Consider the following 25,753-nt stretch of genomic DNA (forward strand, 5'->3'; position numbering starts at 1 on the left):
CCTTTTAACGAATCAGGTTAATAACACCTTTCTTTTCTGTTTTACTTCCATCGGTAAGGGTGAGATGACATACATAGATGTACACGCCGGAAGGCAATGCTTTCCCTTTGTACTGGCCATCCCAGCCTGTTGTCTGGTTATTGGATTCGAATACTTTTTCGCCCCACTGGTCAAAAATGGTCATGTGCATTTGTTTGATGATATAGCCATATACCAGCAGCACATCATTTTTACCATCGTTGTTTGGCGTAAACGTATTTGGAATGTAGATGCCGTCAGGTAAGGTTTTACCTTCAGCAGGCAGTGATTCCTTGTCTTCGCAACCTTTAGCACGCACAATCAGTTTCACGGTCTGCACCGGTTGTAAGCCGCTGATAATGTGTACCAGTCCTTCTTTGCCGGATGAAGGCAGGGTCCAGGTAGTACCGCCGTCAACAGATACTTCATAGCCGGTGGCGTTAGCTATTGCTTTCCATTTAAACCGGATCGTATTCACGCCTATGCTGTCTACTGTTACTACTGGTGTAGCAAGCACCGGTAACACATGCACGATGGCTTTGGCGCGGGAAGCGCCGGGGCATCCGTGTGTGAGTGTTTCCAGGTAGTAGGTGCCGTCAGCGGCGATGTTATTAATCGTGTAGTCGTCTCCGGTATGTAACAGGTTACCTGCTACCGGTGCGTCGTACCAGTTATACAACACGCCTGGTTCCGGATTTTTGGCAGACAGGGTTACGTTGGTGCCACTGCAAACGGTCATGGAGTCTTTTACGATCTGAGCTACAGCAGGAGCATATACCTCCACTTCTTTGGTGGTATCGCCTACGCAGCCTTCTGCAGCGACAATACTGAGTTTTACCTGTTTTACGCCTGGATACTTGTAGTATTTCAGGGTATCTTTTGCCGTACCCAAAGTAGAATCGCCGAAGTTCCATTTCCAGCTGCTGATAGCTACACCATTGCTGGTAGCAGCGGTTCCTTTAAACAGGGCGCCGTCGTTTAAGCAGCCGGTGTAATCGATGCTGAAATTCACCACCGGTGCAGGAATTACTTTAATCTGCAGGATGCTTTCAAAGCTATTGCTACAACTTTCTATATCAGGATGTGAAATCAGGATAGGTACATCGTACATACCTGGTTTACTGAAGATGTAGTCTGCTGGTACGGTGAAGCGATAGTACTTACGCTCGTTGCTGATCATAGAATCTACCGGTACCGGGTTATTCTGTACAATATCCGTTTTAGGCGCCAGATTGGCTACCTGGCTGAATTTCCAGGTGATGCTGGTTGGTTTCACCGGTATCAGCATAGAAAAGCGGAACGGTGTTTTAACACAGGTGTAGGTGTTATTCTGACCACTGTTATTCATTACGTTGTTGAATGAAGGCAGGATGTTCAGATTTTTCACCAAAGTACCGGCGTTGTAACCGTAGCTTTCCACACTTCCGAGACCATAGGTGATAGCCGTAAACGCGGAGTCGCTGGTGACAGTACACTGTGCAGGTGCGGCCGGCCAGCGTTTCACTACAACCGTATAGCCGGTAGCGTTAGGATGTGGATAAGTATGATCAACGGTTGCGCTGCCATCAATCAACAGGGAAGACAAACCTCCTGTTGGTATAATAAGGGTCAGGTAATTGATGTCGATGGCTTCCTGTGTATTGCGGTATAACCCTACTTTTTTGATACCCTGTTCTACCGGGCTCAGATAGATCATTTCCGGATCGCCATCGCCATTGGTATTGGCACAGCTTCCACTGGACGACATATACTGGGCTACCATGATAGGCTGATTTGCTTCAATGTTGTCAGCGGTATTACTTTCAAACTGGTAGAACCGGTTGTTGATCAAACCTGTTAATACAATACCATTAACTTTTACCTGGGTGGCAGGATCTTTCACCAGCACGCGGTATATATTGGTCATAAAGGAGCTGGCGCCGCTGCTGTTGGATGTAGGTGCGGTGAGGTACTTTCTACCCCATGCCTGTGACGGGAAGTTTTGCTGGATCAGGTTATCACCTGAGCCGCCTGTGGATCCGCCACAACCAATGCCCGTACGGCTACTGCCGGAGAATACAGCCATCGGGTAGCATTTGCCATCTTCATTGATCACCGATCTTACACGGCTGCCCGACAAATCATATCCTTCGCTGCCGCCGCCTGGCATCATAGCGCCCAGCACCTGGTACACTTCACCTTTATTCAGTGTAACCGTGAACGTTGTATTGGCTGGCTTGCCGGCCAATGTTGGTACGGAAGGTGTAATTTCTACTTTCGTATTGTCATAGTCAGCGATCACATAGAACCAGGAATAGGTGTCAGTACTGTAATTCTGCCTGGACGACAAGGTCGCATATTCATATCCATAAGTACCTACGGGCAATAGCATGGTGGCACCGGAGGAGGCGCTGCCATAGATATGCGCATAGGCAACAATGGGCACATCACTTTCTATACTGATGCCTTTATCGGACAAGCCTTCTTCTATCAGACGGGCATCATTCAGTCCGTTCTTTGGTATAATCTCCGTAGTGATGGTTTTGTTGGCCGGAATATGATATATACGTTCCCAACTGGTACCATTGATACGAACGGTAACATTGGCAGAATCCTGCGCATTGAGGTACAATACCATGTTCTGCGAATTATCGCCCGAGAAGAACTGGTGATGGCCATAGCCTACCCAGAACCGGGTACCCCTGTTGGAACTGTCGGCCGGTTGTAACAATTGTGTATTGTTGGCGCCACCGTTCAACCCGGTAAATTTATCCAGGAAGTGCAGTGAGCTATCCCTGATTACATTCGGGATATCATATACATGGCTCAGTGAATCTACTATCCAGGTATTGGCATTGTCAGTACGGCCCATCCTGATGTCTTTCTGACGCCTGATGAAGCCTTGCCATGGATCGATATAGAATTGATCGATGTTGAAGTTATATTGACCATTGGCAGGTGTTACATCCACATCGGTATAAAAATACATATATGCGGTACCGTTAGCCAGGTTAGGTGGCTTAATACCGGAGTAACGTCTTACTGCGATATTGGTAGGGATGGCGGTACCTGGATTCCAGGTGATTTTTGTAACGGTATCCGTACCAAACATAAATGTTTGTGTTATGCCCGGCGCCGGTGTGGCGGGGAACGCAGGTAATACCGGAGGTACAGCAGTTGGCAGGAACTCATAAGCACCCATGTCCGGTACGCCATCGGTCAGTTTAACCGGTCTGGTTGCGCCGTTGATATCTTTGTCGTTACCTTCTATCTGGACGCCACGACCATGGATTGCCCATACTTCAGGGTTGGCAATGGCAGGTTGCAGCGTGGTATCATTTACAAAAGCAGGTTTGTAAACAATCGAATTGATATCAAGGGTATCTGCGCTGATATAATCATGCAAGGTAGCAAAGCTGCCGGCAGGTGTTGCCTGTTCTACGAGCACAGTACCTTTGGTATACAGTGTATTGTAATCGCTTTTCAGGTAAAGCGGGTCGGCCACATACATTGCCACGCCGCTGGTGTCTGATGCAAAGATGTTGTTTTTGACCTTCACATTGCCATAGTAGCTGGAGGTATGCCTGAAATATGCGGCGTAGTTGTCGCCCGTAGCAACACCGCTGTTCAGCACCGAGTTGTTATAGTAATTGAGATTGGAACTGCTTTCGCTATAAATGCCATAGGCATTGGTACCACTGGATTTAACGCTGATCACGTTGTTGGAAATAGTGGCAGCATTAACCTGGTAAAGTTCCAGTCCGCGTACGTCCCCGGTAATATTTCCTCTTGTAATGATCCGGTTGCCGGATACCAATCCTTTAATACCTGCATTAGCTTCTGCATTTTCCAGGTAAATGCCGTGGATATCATCGGCGGTATTGTTGATGCTAACTTTGTTGCCAGATATAATATAGCCGTTGGCATTATCTGTATGGACGCCATAAGCATCGGAAGCGAGGTTGCCGCTCATGCTCACCTGGTTGCGCTGAATGATCAGGCTGTCCGTATATTCTGCATAGATACCGTTTACATACGACTGATCCAGCTTGTTGCTGTCCAGTACCAAACCTGGCGTAACAGCGCCGTAAGAGCCAGACCAGTAGATGCCATTAGATCCGTTGCTGATGGTATTGCCGCTAATCACGTTGCCGGTACCGGTACATTCGTCGCCGTATATACCGCTTACTGCGGTTCCTGTGCTGGTAGTGGTTGGTAAAGGAATGATACACGCACTGATGCTGTCGTAAGAGGATGTGTTGGTATACACCACGCCTATTGCATTAGTGGTACCTGCTGGTTTAACCGTGATGGCCTTCCAGGTAACGTAGTCCACGCTATCCAGTTTCAGCACATAATTCAGTGCGCTGGTACCGGTGTAGGTCAGCGTTACGGCGGTAGCATTGCCGGTTTCGCTGCTAAAGGTAACCCTGTTCACCGCAGACGCACCCGGGATATGATGCATGGTAATTTGCTCGGTGTAGGTACCTGCTTTTGCAAGGAAGGTAACGGGACCGGCTATACCGCATTCCAGTTTGGAAACAGCGCTGCTGAACGACTGGAAGTTGGTGGTGCTGGTGGGCAACGCCGGGTTAATAGTATACACACCCGACAGTAGTGGCGGATTCAGATTGGCCTTTACGGTAGTAGAATAAGCGCTGTCGGTACCCCCGCATACAATCAGGCAGCGGTAGTAGTTTTCGATACTAATGGTAGTATTGAAAACGCTTACATACTGGGTATCACTGGCGTTTACCCATGGACCTGTAGCGGACGCGGAGCGTTGCCACTGATAGGTTTGGGTACCACCGGTACTGTTGCCTGTGAGATCCAGTTTAATGTTGGTACCCATACATACCGGGGTAAGCGGGAATACGGTAGAGGTGCCTGGTACTACCGGTTTGCTGCAATTAGGTACGCTTACTTCATAAGCGCCCATATCTGGTTTGGTAGTACTTCTGCTTGTACCCAGAATATCTGTGGTAATGCCTACTGCTTTACCGGTATTGTCAAGGGGAGATATTACCGGGGCAAAGTTGCCGGCAACAGGATCTGCAAATACGGGCGGAACAGCCAGCGAGTTGCTATCCAGTTTGGTACCGGTTGTCCATGCTGCCAGGGTAACATAGTTGGCGCTTGCTATGCCGGTGTAAGCGGTATTGAAATCGCTTTTTACAGAGATGTCGTTGTAGTTGGAGGTCATCACCGTGCCGGTGCCAATGCTTATACCTATCCTGCTGCCTTTACCAGCTCTGCTGATATCGAGTATATTATCAAAGAACTGTATGCCGCTGGAAGTACCTGACTGGTATAAACCGGTGGTGGTATTGGAAGAAGTATTTTTACTATCGTTCAGCACAATGGTGTTGTGATAGTAGTAAATGTAATCGGCACTGTAGTTAGAGAAACCGTACTGTGTACCCTGTCCCCGGAAATCATATACCACGTTGTTGAAAACTCTGGCAGGACTGGTAGCGGTGGCATCAGCATACGAAAACTCGATCCCGTATACAGAAGAGGTGGAAGTAGGCGCACCACCAAGCATATTGTGGATACGGTTATTGCTTACCACTACATCTGCTGATTTATTTTCTATGCCGATACCGTATACAGAATAGCTGCTATTGGTACGTCCCGGCCTGGAAATATCGTTGTGGTCCACCAGGGTGTTGGTGGCATAGCTTAAGGAGATACCTGTTTCATAAAACTCTTTGATGGTATTGTAGCTGATGCTGTTACGGGTAGCTGGTGCAGCCGTTTCTGCATAGATCATAATACCATAGTATCCACCGGTGATCCTGTTTTTAGAGAAGAGGTTACCCTCACAACCATTATTGGTACCGCTGGTGAGGCTGGATTCACTGCCATTTACCACAATACCTGCATATTCGTAGTAGGTACCTTCTGTATCTGTCAGGATCGTACAGCGCGTGATTTTGTTGCTGTCAGCGTTGTTCAGCAGCTGTACGCCATATCCGTAGTCGTCGCTGGTGGCGTCTATAACAAGACTGTCGAACGTGATGTGATCTGCACCGCGCAGTTTGATAACAGCTCTTTCGTTGCCGTCCGTGGGCGCAAATTTTATCGTATTACCGTTACCGTTAAAAGTAATGGTATTGATAGCAGAGGTACCCGCGATAGAATCCAGCACCAGTTGTTCGAGGTAAGGACCGGAGGCCGGCGCTACATTCATCACCACAGGACCCTGAATACCGCATTCCATTGCCGCTTTAGCCGCATTGAAGCTGATAAAGTTGGTGGCGCTGGCAGGGATATTTTTATTAATAGTGTAAGATCCTGCAGGGAATGCCTGGTTTACGGTGAGCAGTATGGGCTGCGAGTAAGCCGTATTACCACTACAGGTAACGGCTACACGATACCAGGAGGTGGTAACAGCGGTAATCACAGTATCCGGATTTGTCAGCAAACCACCTACCGGTGTATACGTGCCGGTAGCAGTGGCAGATTTTTGCCATTGGTAGGTTTGCCCCAGGCCGATGGTATTGTCTGTCAGCGTTAACGATACTTTTCTGTTCACACAAATCACAGAAGGGCTTACCTGTGCATTACCACCCAAAGGAGGCGTTACGCAGGGGCCAGGCGTAAATTCATATGCACCGATGTCCGGTGTGGTAGTACTCCTGATGGCATTGTTAATATCCACCGTGATATTTACCGGTACGCCTTTATTATCAATAGAAGCGTTGGCCGGTTGATAGTTGCCGCTGCTAACAGATACAAACAGCGGATTGGAACTTACGGAGTTGCTGTCCTGTTTGGACGCAGTTTGCCAATCAAGCAGGCTGGCGTTGTTAGCGCCATAGTAGCCAACGTTATTGGTACCGCCGGCCGCTGCCAGGTAATAATCGTTCCGGTTGGCGTGGATGGTGCCATTGGTAGCAGAGAAATAAACACAATATTTATTGCCGCCACCGGTGCGTGTTACTGAAATGAGGTTGTTTACAAATTCAACACCATCGGCTTTGGATGTCTGGTAAAATCCGCGGGTGGTATAAGTTGCAGAGCCAGTGGACGCGCCATCCAGTGCAATGGTATTGTGATAATACCAAACGTTGTCTGACCCATAGTTATAGATGCCATATACATCTCCCTTACCGGTGAAATTATGCAGCAGGTTATTGCTGACCACATTCTCCAATTGGGAGAGTGCATCGGTGCTGGAGAAATAGATGCCATAGGCAGTGCTGGTACTGTTGGGCGCACCGCCAAAAGGATTGCGGATAATGTTACGTGTAATATTTGCCTTCGTACTCAGGTCTGTAAAATAGATACCATAGAAAGAAGTAACATTACTACGTGTAGGCCTGCTGATGATATTGTTTTCAATCAGTGTGTTAAACGAGCCGGTTACATAAATACCATAGCTGTAGAAGTTACTGATTTTATTATTGATGAGCTTATTGTTGCCGTTCGCAAATGTATTGCTGCCGGTTAAGACAATACCGTAGTAGCCACCGTTGATGTTGTTATCAGCGAAGGTATTGAAATCGCATTTCGCTTCGCCGGTAGAGGTGGCAGAAGTAGAATTGCTGATGACGATACCTGCGTTACTGGTAGAGCTGGAGGTGGTGTCCAGTAAAAAAGTACAGTTGCGGATGCTGTTGTAATCCGCATCATTGGTCAGGTGTACTCCCCATCCGTTGTTGGTACCGATGGGTTTGATCACGAGATTATTGAATGTGAAATAATCTGCGTTAGAGAGTTTAATGACCGCCGGTGAAGAAGAAGTACCGCTGTAAGTCAGCGTATCTCCGTTACCGTTAAAAGTAATGGTATTGGTGGCGGAGGCGCCGGGAACAGGGCTGATCAACAGTTGTTCGTTATAGGCGCTGCCGCCTGCCGCTACGTTGAATATAACGGGGCCGTTGATCCCGCATTTAATCGAGTTGTAGGCGTCGTTAAAAGAAGCAAAGTTGGTACCGCCGGTAGGCAATGCCTTGTTAATGGTAAACGTACCGGATACTGCCAGGGGGGATGTTACGGTGGCACTGCTGGAAATAGCGGTGGCATTGGTGGCGGTACAGGTTACTTTACAACGGTAATAGGTAGTAACTGTTTGTGTGATCTCCAGCCTGTTGGTAGTATCGTTGGGGATATCTGTCCAGGTGCTGTTATTGGGAGATGATTGCCATTGGTAATGTATCCCCGAGGCGATCGTGGTACCTGATAAGGTAACAGTGGCCTGTCCGTTCATACAAACGGTGGAGGGGTTAGCAGTGGCAGTACCGGCGGTAGGTGTGCCGGTACACGCAACTGCTGGTGTCCAGGAAAATTTAATATCGGGGCGGGTAGTCATTGCACCCGTGTTGCTGGTATTGGTAGTGCCGCATAAATAGTTGAGTCCATCGGTTCTGTAAGTATGCGAGCCATTAAAGGAAAGTCCCGTTGTAAAAGGTACTTCAGGGTTGTGGGAATAGGTAAGACGCGTATCTGAATCGGGTGCGCCATTACATATTTCCACTACGATATTATCTGATCCATTCCAGAAAAAGCCGGAAGAGAAAGTCAGGATATTGATACCTGTTTTGGGCAGGTAATCCACCGGGCCGTATACCTGGTTGCTGACAGTGATCCAGGTGGTGTTGCTCAGCGTGGTGTCGGAGGTGACGCCAATTTTAATGGTGTATTGCTCAATGGTATCTGTGGCATTGAGATTAAGCACATTAAACTTCAGGGCATTGATCACGCCTGCAGCCATACCTGCGCTGTGTAGCTCAGATGCGCGGTACAGGAACTGCGCGCGGCTGCCTTCGTAGTAATCCTGCAAGGGGCAGGGATATCCCAGGTCTGAATTACCGGAAGTACTATGGCCGATGCTGATATCTGTTTGGGCCGATAGCCGGCCTACCAACATAAGTAGTACTCCTATAAGTAATGTTGTTTTATATAAATAACGAACCGTACAATTTCTCATATGAGGCTATTTAGAATTTGGTTGTTGCGATTAGAAAGTCTGCCAGTTGATCCACGATTTGCCATCCCTGGCATTGACCATGTCATAGGTGGATGCGCTGGTTTGTACCAGGTAGTAGCCCTGCGGATCCGCCATCTGTGCCCTTGTTTTTTGCACGGCAGGAGTGTAGTTGGCAGGATCTCCATAAAAACCATCGTCATTAAAAATGATCCGTCCATCAGTGGTAAAAGAGGGCGCGCTGTAACCCGGTCCAAACTCGATACTATTCTTACCATCGTCTTGCTTTATTACAAAGCCGAGGAGATCCAGTGATGTACCGGGGCCATTGATCCGCGGGTAGTAGGTAAGAAAGGCGTAATTGGGTAAGTGGGTGATATGATAGGCATCATCTTTACCATCTGCATGAAACCCGGTAACGGTTACCCAATATTTTTCATTTTGTAGGGCGTACCGGTACCACCGCTGGGCCGCTGAAGAGTCAATCACCAGTGGTGTAGCCGTGTTACTGATGGTAGCCGGCTTACTGTTGATGGTAAAGGTGATGGTACCGTTCTCCCATTTTACCTGGTCCAGGCTGCTGATGATGGTGTTGTTGGCTTTGAATGCAGGAAGCAGGGTAATTCCACCAGGCGTATAGGTGTAACCGGTAGTTACCTGTTGTGGTTTTCCATCTGCTATCCAGGTAAAGGTTATCCAGTGCAGGTATTGGTTAATGCTTACATCATAGTCGCCGGAGCTGGTAGACAGCCGGTGAAAGTAAGTAAGCAGTGCGCCAATGCTGTCGATCGACCGGTTGATCTTATGTTGCAGGTAGTTCGCCTGGTCCTGTTGCGTGGCTTTGATCAGCACCGCTTTACTGCCATGAAAGCGACCGGTGAGCCATACAGAATCACCTTGCGCACCGTTGATGGCAAACTCAAAATCGGAACCGAGACCATTGCCGTAAACACCGCCGTTATGGCTGGCATCAGGGTCGCAGAGTACATGCAGATAGGAGTACGTATCAAATAGCAGGGAAGGCTGTTGTAATGCTTTCAGTCGCCAGCTGCTTTCACGTACGTTGTTGGTACTGGCAGCATCGAAATCAGAAAACATTTGTACCCGGTTGGCATCGGAGAAACTGAAATAGAAGCTGTATACACTTCCGGGAACGCCTGCCGGGTATACCAGCGCCCTCCAGCCATAGGGAGCACCGGTAAGTACCTGCTGGTAATGTGACAACGTATCATTGATACGCTCATCCGGTGATTTATCAAAAACGGGATCTGTTTCCTTTTTACAGGAGTAGATGCCGGCCAGGATGAATAATAAAAAGATCAGGTTGTTTCTCATACTGTTATTTTTACTCTTGCGGAGCGTTGCTATTAATAGAGTAGCTGATTAATTTCTCTTCGCGTGCGTGTTTGGAGACTGTAGAAGTCGATATGCCATACAATGGAGAAGTAACTGACCACGAGGGCTTCCTTTTGACGCAACCGTGATTGTGCCGTTGCTTTAGACACACCATTGATGCTGGTACCTTCCGGGATGCTGTTAACAATGGCATCAAATCCGGCTTTTCCTTCTACCAGCATAGTGGATACCATCTCTACAAAATCTTCGTCAAAACTGGCCATGGAGTAGGGTGTTACAAAACCATCCTGGTGGGCTTCCTCGTCGGAAATGTTATTCCAGTTGCCGGTATAGAATCCTGCGCAGATACGTTTAAAAGCAACGGGATACATGACAGTCTGATGCAGGATATGGCCAAACTCATGTTCTATTACATGGAACATTTGTTTTACGTTGGCAGAATCCGAAGGGCGATACCCTTCCATTCCTTTTGTCAGAAAATCATTGACGAGGTACAGCACTACTTTGCGGCCCCCTTCTGCGGTTCCGAGGGTAATGGTGCCGTTTTCATTCCAGCTGGCGCTGCCAGAGAGGATAAAATACTTGGGACAATATTTTTTGAAGAAAGTAGCCCCGGCTTCGGCGATATAAGTATTCATCCAAACTTTTTGGATAGCCGACATTACCGGTATGATCTTTTCTTCCTTGGGCGGCACCAGCGTTTTGTTCAGTTCAAATTCGAACTGGTCCCATTTATATTTTACCGCAATATTGAAAGGCACCGTCAGGGTATCGTGTAACCATTTGTCCAATGGTGAGTTCACCCAGGTATCGCCGCCAAGGCCGGGAATATTTTCCACGTTGCCCGGGTCATCTTTCTTGCTGCAGGCTAACAGCAAGCATAGGGGGAGGATGAGTAATAATGCTTTCATTTTGTTGATGTATTAATGTGGATTGTATCGCTATGTTATTATCTCGGGTTTAAGGCTATTCCGGAAGTGGTGGCAGCTGCCGGGATCTGGAACACGCGGCGGTTATCGTCGGCTTTCAGCTCCAGTCTTTGCCCTTCCCTGGTAGTATGTACCACCGGTATTTTGTATCGTTGCAGGTCAAACCAGCGTTGTCCTTCCTGTACATATTCTGCCCGCTTAAAGTCCAGGATAGTACGGATGCAGGCGCTTCTGGCATCAGTGATGCCGTAGAATTGCTGTATGGCCGGCAGTGTGATGGTATGTTGCGCAGCGTTGTAATTCCGGATACGTTTGCTGGCAAACAGGTTGAGATCTGCTAATACGGCGCTGGTATTGTTAAGCCAGGCATTGGCTTCTGCACGGTTAAACAACACTTCTTCCGTGGTGAATAAGGGGATCATCACGTAGGGCTGTCCGATGGTGGCGTTCACAGAATTCTTTACGAAGTATTCCGATAGTTTGGGAACAAAATAATCCTGTGAGCCATAGTAGTATAACGGGTACGACCAGGTGCCACCGGTTACATTACGGCCCAGTATCTGCACCTGGTGTACATAGTCGAGGTCATACCGCATCCTGCCGGCGTTGCGCCCCCACAGGGAAGGGGCTTCTGCAATCAGCAGGTTGGCCTTTTCGTTGGCGTTGGCATACAGGTCGAAGATCTGTGCGGGCGACATGCTGCCATAGGTGCTGTTCCACTGACGCATGTTGTTGGCTACGTCGTTATTGGAAAAGGTATGATCAGCATAGGCTATGACTTTCGGGTAATCTTTCTTAAAAAGATAAAAGCGGGTGGCAAATGCATAGGCTGCGCTCTGGTTGAAATGATAACGGGGAACACTATACGCATCGTCATTGATTAGCGAAAGACCAGATAGCAGGTCTTTTTCCACCATATCATATACATAAGCTACCGTTTTGCGTTCGTACTGTTTGATGACCACCGTTTCTGGCACAGTTACATAGGGGATACCGGGATCATTGGCGGCGGTGGCAGCGTCATAGCTTTTGGCAAAAATATTTACCAGCATAAAATGCGCGTAAGCTCTTGCCAGCAAGGCCTCACCCCGCTGACGGGTATAAGCGGTGGGGTCCGCTGCTTTTTCACATGCTGTCAACGCCTGGTTGGCGGCGGCTATAGCTGTGTAGCAGGCTTTCCAATAGGCTTCTGGAGAGTCTTCCTCGATCCACTGGATATCATTAAATGCATATGCATCCAGGTTAGGACGGTAGTATATGCCTACGCCTTTATCGCCCACATTGTCGGACATCGCCTCGCACATGGTGATATAACTGGCCTGCGGGTACGCGGTACCCAATAGCTTGCTCACTTTGGCGGGTGTGCCGAGATCCGTCCAGGTACTGTCGGGCACCTGTTCCAGGTATTTTTTGCATCCGCCGGCGATCAGCGTGGTCAATGCCAGTACACCGATCAGAGCCGGTTTTATTTTCCGTTTATTTGTTAACGTTATATAGCAGGTTGACATATATCCTTTTTTAAATACCAACTTTTAATGAAAATGTGAATTGCTTCTGAATAGGCTGGGCTACACCACCTGCATTGAAGAACTCAGGGTCCTGGCCCTGCAGCCTTTTATCTGCATAGAGCAGCCACGGATTGATAGCGGCAGCGCTAACTGCTATGTTGCTCAACCCCGCACGCCTGGTAAGTGTTCCGGGCAGCTGATAAGTCAGCGATACTGTTTTCAGACGGATAAAATCCCCTTTGGCCACTCGCTCTGTGGAGTAGTTGTAGTTGTTGTAAGGATGGGCGCCGTTAAGCAGTATTTGCTCAAAAGCATCCAGTATAGATGGAACATGTGTGGAGCTCTCATCACCCGGCATTACCCAGCGATCGTAAAATTCCTTGGGCATAGCATCGAGGTCAGAGTAACTGGTTTTGAAGGCAGGATACAAGCGGATCTTATTGCCAAACTGGTAAGTAAAAAATATATTCAGTGATAAAGCTTTATAGCGGAAAGTATTGGAGAATCCGCCGGTAATAGGTGGATCTACAGGTCCCTGGTATACGAGGTGACTGGTGTTTAATGATTGCAGGTCTACGTCAGCACTCTTTACACCATTCTGGTTGATAAAAGAGGGCGCGCCTGATTTAGCATCAAGGCCAGTATACTGGAGAGAAAAAAGACTGTGTACCGGGTATCCCTCTGTGTTGCCTCCTTCTGCTACCACAAGGTCGAAGATGCCCGGAATGTTTTTTGCGTTGGTAATTTTGTTGGTGCTGTAACCAAAAGTAGCGTTGGATTTCCAGTTCCAGTTTTTAGTCCGGATTACATCTCCGCCTATCATTACTTCCAGTCCTTTAGAGTCCATGTCTGCATAGTTGGCGGCTTTAAACATTTCGCCACCGATGCCGGAAGTTTTGATGCGGCTGATCAGATCGAAGCTTTTACGAGTGTATGCGTCGATGCTGAAGTTGAGGCGGTTGTTAAAGAATCCGCCGTCGATACCGATGTTGGTAGTGTATAATTTTTCCCAGGTGAGATCATCATTTTGTAAATGCGACAACCGGATCACCGATTCCACTTCCGACAGATGCGGACGGTTGGTATTAACGGTTTGATATACGATGTTGGAATTGGTAGCAGGACCCATACTGGCGGTTAAACCGTAGCTGGCGCGAAGCGTCAGATAGTCCAGCTGACGGATGCGGGCAGCAAAATCTTCCCTGTCTATATTCCAGGAACCTGCCACGCTCCAGGTAGGGAGCCAGCGAGCCTTGCGGGATTGCCCGAGGCGGTTGGAACCATCGTAACGGCCGGTAGCCGTGAAGTTGTATTTGTTATTATAGGCGTAAGTGCCAGTGGCATAAAATGCAGCGAAACGATCATAGTCCCTGCCCATACCGAAGTAGGGGAAGTTACTTTCAATGGTTTGTTTGAGGATGCGGTAATCGGTGAAGGTGGCGCCGCCGTTATCGAATTGATAGCCATAGCCGGTGTTGGAGGCGTTCTGGCGGTCAGCATATTTTACCTGCTGTCCAACCAGTATATTGAGATTATGTTTTTGCGCGAAGGTGTCGGAGTAGTTGATACCATTGCGGAAGTCGTAGTTCAGCAGCTGATCTTCAGTGCGGTTATAGAAACCTCCGGCAGGTAATACGATTACCGGCAATGCGTCGGGGTTGTCCGGATCGCGGTATAAAAATTTATTTCTTTCGGCGATGGTGGCGTTGCCGGCTGCACGGTAGGCGTTGGCCATGTTGGCATTTTCCGTGATCTGGTGTTCCCTGGAAGATTTCACATACCGGATGGCGCCGGTAAACTCGTAGCGGATATTCTTCGTCAGTTTCCAGGAGAGGTCTCCCTGCAGGCGCAGGTCCATCATATTAAGGTCGAGATAATTGTTTTCCAGTTCGTTGATGATATTGAACGGTGCATAATTTCTTCTGAAGTATTCCAACTTCCCGTTTTGATCATAGGCGGTCAGCGTGCGGCTGGTATTGAGAGAGTAGCTGAAAGGATTGATGTCAAAATCGCGATCGTACTGGCCCTCTACCGGGTTACTGCTGCGGGTTAGTGCGCCGGGGGCTTTCTGACGGCGCACGGAGGCGAGTGTAGAAAATCCGGCGGAGAGTCTGTCGGAAAGTTTATAACTGTTGCGGTAGTTGAGCGTATAGCGGGTAACTTTATCAGCCAGCGTCCATCCGTTATCACTGAAAAAACTGGTAGAGAAATAAGATTGCGCTTTATCAGTTCCTGATGAAATGCTGAGGGAGTGTTCTTGTACAAAGTTATTCCGGAATAAGAGGCCAAACCAGTCGGTGTTGGCTTTGGCATAGCGTAATAAAAATGCTTTACGGTGTTCAGGATCGTTTTCCACAGGGAAATTTCCGTTATTATCCGCGTCGAGCTTTTCGTATAATTTACCAAATACGCCAATGTCGCCCTGGGACAGTATATCCGAGTTGAGAATTCCTTTTCTTTCCAGTTCAGCCAGCACAGACATCTGCTGTCCGGAGTTCATTATATTGAAGTTCTTATAGTTAGGTTTCAGCTGTGTGCTGAAGTTGCCGCTATAGTTAATAACGGGCTTGCCTGCACGGCCTTTTTTGGTGGTGATCACCACTACGCCGTTCATGGCGCGGGCGCCGTATAAAGCTGCTGCTGCCGCGTCTTTTAAGATATCAAAGCTTTCGATATCGTTGGAGTTAAGGCCGGCTACTGCAGAACCTAACAGGGTAGTTGGGTCGCCGCTGGAGAGCTGGTCGTTGGAGATATTGACCACGTCTTCCAGTACCACGCCATCTACTACCCATAATGGCTTGTTATCGCCATTAATAGAAGTTGCTCCGCGGATACGTACCTTAGGCGCAGTGCCAAAGGTGCCGGAAACGTTTTGAATGGCCACGCCGGCAACCCGTCCTTCCAGCATACGGCTTACATCGGTGAGCCCGTCTATTTTTACGTCTTCACCTTTCAGACGAGTGGCGGCGCCGGAGAATTTTGTTTTGTCGATGCTCTGAAAACCGGTGACTACCACTTCCTGGAGGCGGGTGGGTTTTTCTTTCAACACAATGGTAAGAGTGCCGCTTCTGAAGGAAGCAACACTGATTTCTTCTGTTTTGTATCCAGTATAATTAAATACCAGGATGGCATCGTTGGCGACTTTTTTTAGTTCAAATACGCCTTTTTCATTTGTGGTTACACCGCGGGAAGTGCCTTTGATCATGATGCTTACACCTGGCAGCAGCTCTTTCTTTTCATTGGTAACCACACCTTTTACGTCTGTAACGGGAAGGGATATACGCATCAGCGTACCTGTTACAGCTAGTGAAGCCGGCTTTTTGCTGTTGTCATGTTTGATGACTACGCGGTCGTACATTACACTGTAGGAAAGAGCATAGGGGGTAAGCAGCTTGTCGAGCAGATCGCCTACTTTTTCGTTGTGTGCGTTCACACTTACCTTATTAACATCCAGTGCCTCGTTGCTTACAAATACAAAGGATACTTCAGCGAGATTCCCGATTTTCTCCAGTGCGTCTTTAAGAATAACATTCTTTAATTCAATGGTAATCTTTTTGTCAAGCGCATCTTGCAAACCGTTTCTGGCATGGGCTTTTGTGACTGCAAGCAAGAGCAGTAAACAATAAATAAATGAAATTTTTTTGCGGAACATAAGTGTGTTTTATTGGTTTCGTTCGGGCCATAGGATCTCCGTTCCGGTTTCTGGCTGAAACCGGGCAATAGACGGCCTGCTGCATGAGCAGGAGTGTTTTTTAATCAATCATATGATGGCTGTTGTTAGCCGGACAATAAAGAAGTAATCGGTATCATGTGCGATGCAGTTTTTGGTTGAAAAATTAGTTACTGTCTATAGCTATGGTAAGTATGGGCAACAAGCAGCCATCTGATCCAATGTATTACATTTGATCAATCAGTTAACCAGCATGAAGTGCATTCAGGCTAAAGGCCACCAGGATAGTATACCAGACTTAAAATATTTTCTTTCTTAGAATCGGGTTCAGTTTTGTTGATAGCAGTTCATCTTGAATATAGTTTGGTTAACGATATTGCGGTCTTTTTTTCTATTTACAGTTGCCACCAACGATAATATATCCGTTGCCGGCGCTGTCTTTCCTGACTTTGGTATCTAATGAAAATGCAATTAGCGCAAGCGCTTTGTCTAAATCATCTGTTGTGTTAAAAGAGCCGTAAAACCTGCACTGTGCAGATTGCTGATCTGTTACTACGGGTATGTTATAATATCTTTGCAGGTCAACGGCTACTTTAGATAAGGGTTCTCCTTTGTAAATAAATTTGCCACTCATTTTCTGCGTAAAAAACCTGGCGTCTTCGGTGGCGTCCTGTAGCCGGAGGTCCTGCGATACCGGGTTGTATACCGCGCCCTTGTTGGCTGTTAGCACCAGTTGACCGTTTTTCCGGGCCTGGTTTCCGTGCGTGTTTACCTGCACCATTCCGGATACTACCACCACCCTGGCTATATTTTCTTCGTGTACTTCCATGTTAAAGGAGGTGCCCAAAACGGTAGTATTTATCAGCGAAGAAGAAATAATAAAAGGATGTTTCGCGTCATGGTTGATTTCAAAAAAAGCTTCCCCCTTTAAAACTACTTCGCGTTTCTTATTGTCAAAGTTCTCCCGAAAGCTGATGCTGGAGGCTTTTTCAAGATGAACAACGGAGCCGTCCGGTAGTTTCACTGTTTGTCGCGTTGTGGTGGTGGCAAATACCTTTTGTTTCACCCGATCCTGCCATAGCATATACCAGGCGGCGCCGGCCAGCAGCAATACCACGGCTGCTGCGGCAATTTTTTGTTTATATAAACGGAATATACCTTTGAAAGAACTATCGTTGATGCCCATACGCTGATGGATATTTTTCAGCATCCGTTCAGACAGGCGTTTATCTAATATCTGTTTTACCGTTACTAAGTCGGCTTCAAAATACTCGGTGGCTGCCATTTCCAGCTCTGAAAGATCGTTGGCCTCCAGGTAATCCGCCATCCACTCCTGCTCTGCGGCAGTCCACATATCTTTCTTTAACAGTTGTTTGAGATATTCCTTTCTGTTGGGCACTAGCGTGATGGTTTAATTTAAATACGCGCAGTTGATAAAAAAGGGTGGGTCCTTTTCGGACTTTTTTTTAAAAATCAAAACATTAATTAAAATATAATATAAAATCCGTTGGCTGGATTACGAATCATGATAGTTTAGAAATAGGAGTAGCAACACAATATATTTATGGTCCCCGTTGCGTTGCATATAATCATTCAGTTTGATCATGGCGGCCGATAGATGTTCTTTTACGGTATTCCGTGAGATATTGAGTTCATGGGCTACTTCTTCATAGGTTTTACCTTCCAGTTTACAGCGGGTAACAATTGTTCTTTTTTTAGGAGATAGTTTTGAAATGGCCTGTTCCAGCAGATGATATTGTTCTTCGTCGATGCTCTTTCGCTCAATAGCTACCGGGTCATCGGCGTCGGCCTGGAAAATGTTTTTGTGAAAAGCCTGCTCACGCAACTTCTTTCTTACAAAAGATACGCACATGTTAAAGCTGATCACAAACAGCCATCCGCCGACGGATTGATCGGATTGTATATCTTGTCGCTTTTCCCACAGGCGCGCAAATACATCCTGTAGGATATCTTCTGTTACCACCTCATCTTTCACAAACTTGAAAATATTGCGGTACACCGCCTGATGATATTTCCAGTACAAGGCATCGAAGGCGCTTACTTCGTGGTTTTGTAATCGCGCTACCAATTCAGCATCTAGTATGTTCATATTTCTCCTTTTATATAAATCATATCGTGGAATACAATTTATATGGCTAGAAAAAAGCCAGGTTTCCCAAAGGCAATGGCCATCAATTCTGCTGCATAAATTAGTAACAAATATTATTATTTAATAAATAAATTCGTATTAACTATAATTATAAATCATTATATACATATACAGAGCAATCAGCGTCATTATATTTTGTTTTGACAGGGGATGTTGGCTACCTCACCTGCCAGGTATATCGGCAAAAACGAAGAGGCTGCATCATTCATGATGCAGCCTCCCTCCTCATTTTTGTACCGCAAATTCTAAACTAATAAACATCATATGGCGACTTCAGCGTATAGTACCAGTTCAACTGTGCCAGGTCTCCCTTGGTAAAAACATAAAACGGATTGGTACCTGCATCAAAGTCGGCAGGTGCCCCGTTATATCCCGTCAGGGAATAAAGGGAGTTGTAACTCGACATTAACGCCAGCAAAGGATCCTGCACCGTATTGTGCTTATTGGGAATCGCCATTTCTGCTACATTTGAGTCGTAGTCGCCACCTGATACAGCACCGGTATGTCCATAGCCAAGCGTGTGTAAAAATTCATGAACAAGCAACCGGGTATAGTATACATGCGCCCAGCTTAAGCTGGTTTGATTTAAATCCAGGTTGATAGAAATCAGATCTCCCACATTTCCGTTACCATCAGGAATATGCGCCCATGCAGGTGCGGCAGTTGTTCCACTGTTATCCGCTCTGAGTACTACCGTGTAGGCGGTACCTAACGGGGGGAGCGCATCTCCCCAGGTGATACTGGTAATATTTATATTGGGAGATATCTGGCTTAGATATTTTTGAGCTACGGGAATGGCATCTTTAATGGCTTTGGCAACAACATTCCCATCAGCGCCGGAAAGCCGGTTATCAACAAATACGGTAATGTTTTTGCTTTTGGCAAAATCTACTTTTTTATTAAACCAGATATTGTCGGATGGCTTAATAACGGTCAGGTTATTGTCGTAAGACATCTCCTGTTGTTTGGGTGATTTGGAGCAGCTGCAAAGTGCCAATGCTGCAGCGATAATATATTTATGTTGCATAAAAACGTGTTCCTGGTGAAGAGATAATTTAAGGTCTGTCGCGGATGAAAGTCAGGTTATCGTAGAACCATACTTTGCATCCCTGCCATCCGCCTTTAAAAGTACCATCGTACATTAAGTAATAGGCTTTTACATTCCGGGTGGCGGGATCCCATTTGGAGGCGGCTGCCTCATTGGGAGCAGGACTTAAAGCTGCATAACGCCCTCTTACCGGGTCCGGTTGTCCGAAATAATTGGTGACGCGTATGATCTGGCCACTTCCATTTGGATCAAAATGTAATACCGGGCAGAAGTAACCATACCAGGTCCAGCTATTGTTGGCAGCATTCCAGAATAACTTTGCATTCAATGGATTACCATAAGGATCTGTGTTACCATTAGCAAATGCGTAAGCATCTCTCATAATACAGGTAGAATCATCTATGGTTACCAGGTCTACTGTAGTGTTGCTGATCACTACATTCGTCGACACCTGGTAATCGGTCATGCCACCGGGCCGGAAGGAGTAATAGCCATCGTATTTATTTCTAACCACCAGCTTGTAATACACATAAAACCGGTCAGCACTGATGGATAGCGGCTTAGGGACTTCCGCAATATTATAAGCCACCATGTATTTGTCATCCGACTTTACTTCCTTCGTATTCACTAACAGTTTAAAGTAACCTACATTTTTGCCGGCTGGTATCGTCACTTTTAAATTTTCATTCACAATAGTACTCTCCGGGAAGAAGGCCCAATGAGTGCCTTTAGCAAGATTATACTTGGTGATGGCAGCGGTATCCCGTGCAAGCGTTACCGTTATATCCTTATCTGATACGCCGGTAGTGCTGGCCAGGTAAACCGGGATGGTAATGGTATCTACCGCTTTCAGGGTAGAAGGCAGTCGGTTGATCGTATTCATACGGCTATCTATCGAAGTGGTGTTACCATCATCTAATGGCGCCAGTTCTACGATATTGGTACCCGGAATATCTGCGAGAGATATACCTTCTTTGTCTTTCAGGCAGGAGGATGTTGTGAGTGCCAGCAGACTTATATATAGCAGGTTAAAGTGTTTTTTCATCTTTCAATATTTTGTAAATAAGATTAGAATTATCTACCCCAGAATATTTTCCTGGTGAGTACATCTTCACCCTGAGCCTTTACGTTCGTTGGATTGGTAGCATATTCCAGGCTCGGATAGAACACTCTTTTAGGTAAAGGGGGCGCACCGGGATATTTAGAGCCATAGATGTAGGTGGGCCATCCGGTACGGCGGAAATCTGCATAAGGCTCAAATGGATTCACCCCATTCATGGAAATCCATTTTTGAGATAAGATAGTTTGCAGCGGATCCGTAGTGAGATCTATATTGAAGTTGTTCACCTTTCCGGACGTTTGTGTCATATAACCATCAGCATCTGTAATGGCATCGCTGGGCTGGTAGAACTGCCCGCCGGATGGGTCAGGCAGAGAGCCTTTGTACAGGTATGTGAAGTTAGCACGAACCCCCATTTTGTACAATGCTTTATAATCTCCCGGAATGATATTTCTAAAAGCAGCTTCCGCTTGCAGGAAGTAACTTTCAAAAGTGGTAATCATAGGTATAGGCTGATTAACATTCTTGATAATACCAAAGCCGTTTGCGCCGGAGAAGTTGCCATTTACTTTATCTCCCCACGATAAACCGGATAAGGTATCATTATTAGCGGTAGGTACCCCAAAATAGCCGCCTTTAAAATGATTGGGATCACCGTCGTAAGGTGCATACATCCTGTATAAACGCCAGTCGCCGTAGCCATTGAAACCATCCCAGTAGAAATTAACAGCCGCTGCATTTGCGCGGAAATAGTTGTAGTTCGAGGTTTGCTGGTTTTGGCTGATATTCCAGAATCTTTCTACAAACGGATTGCCTTTTCCACTTTGGTTGAAGAACCCTGGATTCACATTGCCTTCGTTTTGCACACCGGTGATGAATCCATCGGCAGCAGCACTGGTGAGCAGATTTTGCAAGGCAGTGGCGTAGTAGGGAGGTTTGGTGCCTAACTGGCTGACACGGAGTATCAGTCTTAACTGAAGCGTATTGATAAACCTGATCCAGTTAGCTTTATTTCCATTATACATAATGTCACCTTTGGGCAGGTTACCGGTCCAGTTCTTAATCAGGTCCCTGGCACTGTCCAGTTGTTGGTACAGGTCATTGTAAATAGTAGCAGCGTCGTCATATTCAGGCGTAGGGTATTTATCGATCTGCAATGCCTGTGTATATGGAACATTTCCAAACAGGTCGATCAGGTTATGATAACAAATTACATTCATCGTTTTCACAATACCTCTGTAAAAGTTATTACCTCCAGCATGTTGATCTATATATTGTAAGTTGCCAAGGTAGCTGTAATAGCTGGTCCACATACCCTGGAACCATTTGTTGTCAAAGGTATAGTTGAACACATAAGAGTTCACAAAGGAACCACCACCTATCGTCCAGTAACCCATCCAGTACGACATGTCATCCGACCCCATATTTTGGATGTAGGCAATGTTCTTCAGTTGTGGAGACAGTACCAGTTCGACGTCTACGTTGTTGGGATTGTTTGGATTATTGTCATTTATATCAAAGTATGATTTTGAGCAAGCCGACATTCCTGCTGTAAACAACAGAACGAGCAAATATTTAGTGAGTACTTTCATTTTGTAAAAGTTTCCTGTTGAAAAAATTAAAACCTAACGCTGATACTTCCACCCATAAATCTTGTTGGTGGCGTTTGCCCGGTGTTCGTAGTACCATCTGCGTTATAACCGCCGCCAAGATTAAATTCAGGATCTGTCCAGATATTTTCTGCGGGTCTCCACATAAATAAGTTCCTGCCGGTAACAGCTACAGAAGCGCCTTTGATAGTTTTAAATCGGTTGAACAAAGAAGCGGGTAATGTATAAGACAATACTACTTCCCTCAGTTTCCAGAAAGCATTGCTGGTAACATAAGGTGTTCCCATAGTGCTGTACGCCTGCCAGAACTGGTACACATTGGCTATTTGTCTTGATTTATTATCTACATAATGTCCGCTTCCATCGTCATAAACAGAATTCGGGAATACAAAACGCTGGCGGTCGCCATAGGTAGAGTGCGCAGAAGAACCGGTCCAGTCCAATGTTTGACCAATCTGGTTAAACAGTACGCCACCACCTCTGTAATCAGCTACTACGGTGAGTCCGAAATTTTTGTAAGCAAAAGAGGTGGTCAGGCCCAGGCGATAGGGTTGGAAGATAGAACCCATGAATTTATAAGCTGCCGCACGGGTGGGGTAGCCGTTACCATCAACAATTACTTTTCCGGTAGCAGGATCTCTGTTGAAATCAGTTACTTTTAGCGCAGGGAAAGCATAACCTACTACTGCATACGCATCATTGGTCATCGACAAATCCGCACCACCATTAGGTAGGGAAATTACTTTGTTGTTGATATAAGTGAAGTTAGCGCCTATATCCCATCTGAATTCCGCCGCTTTATTATCAATAAGCGTTACTTTAACATCGGTTTCTACCCCAAAGTTGGAGGTTTCACCACCATTCACCAGCATAGATCCATAGCCTGTTGCAGGGGATACCTGGGAAGGGATGGTTTGGTTTTTGGTTTTTTGTTTGAAGACGGTTCCTGTGAAATTAATCCGGTTTCTCAGGAAACTAAGTTCAATACCACCTTCTATTTCCGTGGTACGTTCATCTCTCAGATTAGGATTAGGTGCCAGCGAATTTTTGCTATAACCAACGCTGTTATTATATGGATAACCAGATGATACGTTGAAGGAAGGAGACGTCAGGTAAGCACCGTAAGTACTGATATTGCTTAAATTCACCTGACCTGTCTGGCTGTACGCAGCTCTTATCTTTGCAAAATTCACCACATCATTGTTGAAGAATTTAGGCAATGCATCTGAAAGAACAAATGCCGCATCAGCTGATCCATAGGAGAATCTTCTGTTAGATGCTGTCAGCACAGAGGTCCAGTCAAAACGATAACTGCCGTGTACAAACAGATATTTGTTGATGCCCAGGGATAAATCAGCAAAAGCAGCCTGTTGATTTCTTTCTGCTTTGCCTTCGCCGGCAGTTTGCTGGCCAATATAGCTGGATACGTTATAAAAGTCGTTAAACGCGAGTGTGCTGGCATTATAGTTTTCAAAATTGTATTTATCCTGCACAATAGAATGGCCTAACAAGAGTTTGGAGCTGATGTTTTTTGACAGCTGCTTTTTAAACGTCACTAACAGGTCTCCGGTTAAATGTGATTCAAAAGTGGATCCACCGCCGGCAGTAGGTAATAATACTTTTCTGTTAGAGGCCTGGGTCCCCCCCGGAATATTATAAGGATTGGATTGTTCGTAATCGGAATATTTCCAGCCGTTACCAGTGTTTTTGTAGTTAAACGCGCTGTAAGTATACCCGATACGGTAACTGGCTTCGATATTATCTGTAATTGCCAGTCGGGCTCCCACATTTCCTACAAATTTATTGTCGGTGCTTTTGGATCTGAAGTTGGCGAGATTCCACCACGGATTATCATTCCACGCGTTGAAATAGTTATCCGGAGAAGAGAAGAACCCACTTTTAAACCAGTTCAAATCAACGTGCGCGGGAGAATTCAGGATTTGGTTGTAGATGCTTCCCCTGTTCCATACTTCATCTTTAGAGGTATTGGTATAACCCAATGCGTAATCCACATTTACAATGCTATACTTCGTGCTTCCATTCAGTTTGAAAAAGTTCTTCGCCAGTTTGTTACCAGGGATGATATCTGAACGGTCAGTACGCTGGTAAGCTACATAAGTAGATGAATTTTGCGTGGCTGTACCCAGCGACAGATCATACTGTTTGGTAATCCCTGTCTGGAAGAAATCAGTACGAGATCCTTTTTTCGGAGAATAAGTAGTTCTGATAACGGTATCTTTATAGGTACCATCGTTATACAATATCCGCTTAGGAGTACCTACATCCACCATACTACCATCGTATTTAGGACCGAATTGCTGATTTTCGTAGGGAACATTAACGGTTTGACCAGTTACAGGATCTACATAGTTAAATTCTCCTCCCCAGCCACCATAGGTGTATTGCAGGTCGGGTAACTTGGAAATGCTTTCCCATTGCACACTGGTTTTAAAATTTACTTCTGTTTTACCGGCAGGGGTTTTCTTGGTAGTAATTACCAAAGCGCCGTTACTACCGCTGGCTCCATACAGGGAAGCAGCAGCACTGCCTTTCAACACGTTCACACTTTCAATGTCATTCGGATTGATATTGTTCAGGATATATGGTGGCACAATAGCCCCATCCAATACAACAATAGCAGAGTTATTTCCGGTAATAGACCGGTTACCGCGTAAGTTGATTTTATAAGAGGGATCCAGGTTGTTGTCCTGCGTTTGAATAGACAACCCAGATACTTTACCAATTAAGCCGGAAGTGGCGTTGATATTTTCTGCCTGGTTTAATTCTTTACCGCTGATAGTAGTAGCGGCATATCCGAGTTCTTTTGGCTGGCGCTTAATACCATAGGCGGTTACAATCACTTCCTGGATATTAGAGTTTTGTTTTAAATGAATTACCAGGGGATCTTCATTGCTCACAGTAACTTCCTGCGTTTCCATTCCAATATAACTGAACACCAGGATCTTGGAACTATTGGCGGGAACAGACAATTGAAAGCGGCCGTTGGCATCTGTGCTGGCGCCAAGCGGAGTGCCTTTAATCCGGATAGTTACACCGGTTAATGGAGTACCTTTCTCGTCTGTTACTATACCCTTCACCAACAGGGAAGATTGTTGCGTGGTGACACTCGTTTTTGTTATGATGATGTTGTGTCCTACAATAGAGTAGGAGATCGGCTGACCTTTTAAACAGGTAGCCAATGCATCGGCTACGGAAACATTATTCAAACTTACGGTGACGGGAGTAGTGGATTTCAATACATCATCTTTATAAAAGAAAACGTAATCAGTCTGGCGTTCTATCGCCGCAAAAATTTGTGGAATGTTCAGTTTCTCTCCTTTCAACGTAACGTTCTGTGAATATGCTTTGGCACTCAGCTGCAAACTGACGGCCAACAGAAAAACAAAGATCGTTTTCATCTTGTGTAGCGTTAGGTTAGGGCGTGCAAATAGCTGTATTCTCTCAAATACATG

Annotated in this window: 11 protein-coding genes; all 11 read right to left on the reverse strand. The window is 46.1% G+C overall.

Translation table 11 applies throughout. The features are described 5' to 3' along the window. Positions 1-4: 4 nt before the first annotated feature. On the reverse strand, positions 5-8,932 hold the full coding sequence (locus AC5ZC7_RS03190; protein WP_496163089.1) for a DUF8696 domain-containing protein: 8,928 nt from the start codon (positions 8,930-8,932) through the stop codon (positions 5-7). A 30-nt stretch (positions 8,933-8,962) separates the two neighbouring features. Continuing rightward, the gene (locus AC5ZC7_RS03195) at positions 8,963-10,264 is read right to left on the reverse strand and encodes a DUF4302 domain-containing protein (RefSeq protein WP_496163090.1); all 1,302 of its coding nucleotides are present in this window, start codon (positions 10,262-10,264) and stop codon (positions 8,963-8,965) included. Between the two features lie 32 nt (positions 10,265-10,296). Next, positions 10,297-11,196: a substrate import-associated zinc metallohydrolase lipoprotein gene (locus AC5ZC7_RS03200; protein WP_496163092.1), complete on the reverse strand. Its 900-nt coding sequence runs from the start codon at positions 11,194-11,196 to the stop codon at positions 10,297-10,299. 38 nt (positions 11,197-11,234) lie between these two features. Further along, entirely contained in the window at positions 11,235-12,722 is a 1,488-nt protein-coding gene (locus tag AC5ZC7_RS03205) for a RagB/SusD family nutrient uptake outer membrane protein (protein ID WP_496163093.1), read from the reverse strand. A 10-nt stretch (positions 12,723-12,732) separates the two neighbouring features. Then, the gene (locus tag AC5ZC7_RS03210; RefSeq protein ID WP_496163094.1) at positions 12,733-16,374 is read right to left on the reverse strand and encodes a SusC/RagA family TonB-linked outer membrane protein; all 3,642 of its coding nucleotides are present in this window, start codon (positions 16,372-16,374) and stop codon (positions 12,733-12,735) included. Positions 16,375-16,783: 409 nt separating this feature from the next. Next, positions 16,784-17,791 (reverse strand): FecR domain-containing protein, encoded by a 1,008-nt coding sequence (locus AC5ZC7_RS03215; RefSeq protein WP_496163095.1) that lies wholly within the window; start codon positions 17,789-17,791, stop codon positions 16,784-16,786. 117 nt (positions 17,792-17,908) lie between these two features. Further along, the gene (locus AC5ZC7_RS03220) at positions 17,909-18,502 is read right to left on the reverse strand and encodes a sigma-70 family RNA polymerase sigma factor (RefSeq protein WP_496163096.1); all 594 of its coding nucleotides are present in this window, start codon (positions 18,500-18,502) and stop codon (positions 17,909-17,911) included. Positions 18,503-18,812: 310 nt separating this feature from the next. After that, complete coding sequence (locus AC5ZC7_RS03225; protein WP_496163097.1) at positions 18,813-19,589, reverse strand: zinc metalloprotease; 777 nt, start codon at positions 19,587-19,589, stop codon at positions 18,813-18,815. Between the two features lie 28 nt (positions 19,590-19,617). Beyond that, a complete protein-coding gene (locus AC5ZC7_RS03230) occupies positions 19,618-20,655 on the reverse strand; it encodes a BT_3987 domain-containing protein (RefSeq protein ID WP_496163098.1) in 1,038 nt (345 codons plus the stop codon). 29 nt (positions 20,656-20,684) lie between these two features. Continuing rightward, on the reverse strand, positions 20,685-22,262 hold the full coding sequence (locus AC5ZC7_RS03235) for a SusD/RagB family nutrient-binding outer membrane lipoprotein (RefSeq protein WP_496163099.1): 1,578 nt from the start codon (positions 22,260-22,262) through the stop codon (positions 20,685-20,687). Between the two features lie 26 nt (positions 22,263-22,288). Next, complete coding sequence (locus AC5ZC7_RS03240; RefSeq protein ID WP_496163100.1) at positions 22,289-25,699, reverse strand: SusC/RagA family TonB-linked outer membrane protein; 3,411 nt, start codon at positions 25,697-25,699, stop codon at positions 22,289-22,291. Between the last annotated feature and the right edge of the window lie 54 nt (positions 25,700-25,753).

Source organism: Chitinophaga sp. 9-1-y (assembly GCF_059511905.2).

Bases quoted from the DNA above. Each gene is read 5' to 3' on its own strand.
- AC5ZC7_RS03210 (WP_496163094.1), bottom strand. From the start codon at position 16,374: ATGTTCCGCAAAAAAATTTCATTTATTTATTGTTTACTGCTCTTGCTT.
- AC5ZC7_RS03190 (WP_496163089.1), bottom strand. From the start codon at position 8,932: ATGAGAAATTGTACGGTTCGTTATTTATATAAAACAACATTACTTATA.
- AC5ZC7_RS03195 (WP_496163090.1), bottom strand. From the start codon at position 10,264: ATGAGAAACAACCTGATCTTTTTATTATTCATCCTGGCCGGCATCTAC.
- AC5ZC7_RS03220 (WP_496163096.1), bottom strand. From the start codon at position 18,502: ATGAACATACTAGATGCTGAATTGGTAGCGCGATTACAAAACCACGAA.
- AC5ZC7_RS03200 (WP_496163092.1), bottom strand. From the start codon at position 11,196: ATGAAAGCATTATTACTCATCCTCCCCCTATGCTTGCTGTTAGCCTGC.
- AC5ZC7_RS03240 (WP_496163100.1), bottom strand. From the start codon at position 25,699: ATGAAAACGATCTTTGTTTTTCTGTTGGCCGTCAGTTTGCAGCTGAGT.
- AC5ZC7_RS03235 (WP_496163099.1), bottom strand. From the start codon at position 22,262: ATGAAAGTACTCACTAAATATTTGCTCGTTCTGTTGTTTACAGCAGGA.
- AC5ZC7_RS03225 (WP_496163097.1), bottom strand. From the start codon at position 19,589: ATGCAACATAAATATATTATCGCTGCAGCATTGGCACTTTGCAGCTGC.
- AC5ZC7_RS03230 (WP_496163098.1), bottom strand. From the start codon at position 20,655: ATGAAAAAACACTTTAACCTGCTATATATAAGTCTGCTGGCACTCACA.
- AC5ZC7_RS03205 (WP_496163093.1), bottom strand. From the start codon at position 12,722: ATGTCAACCTGCTATATAACGTTAACAAATAAACGGAAAATAAAACCG.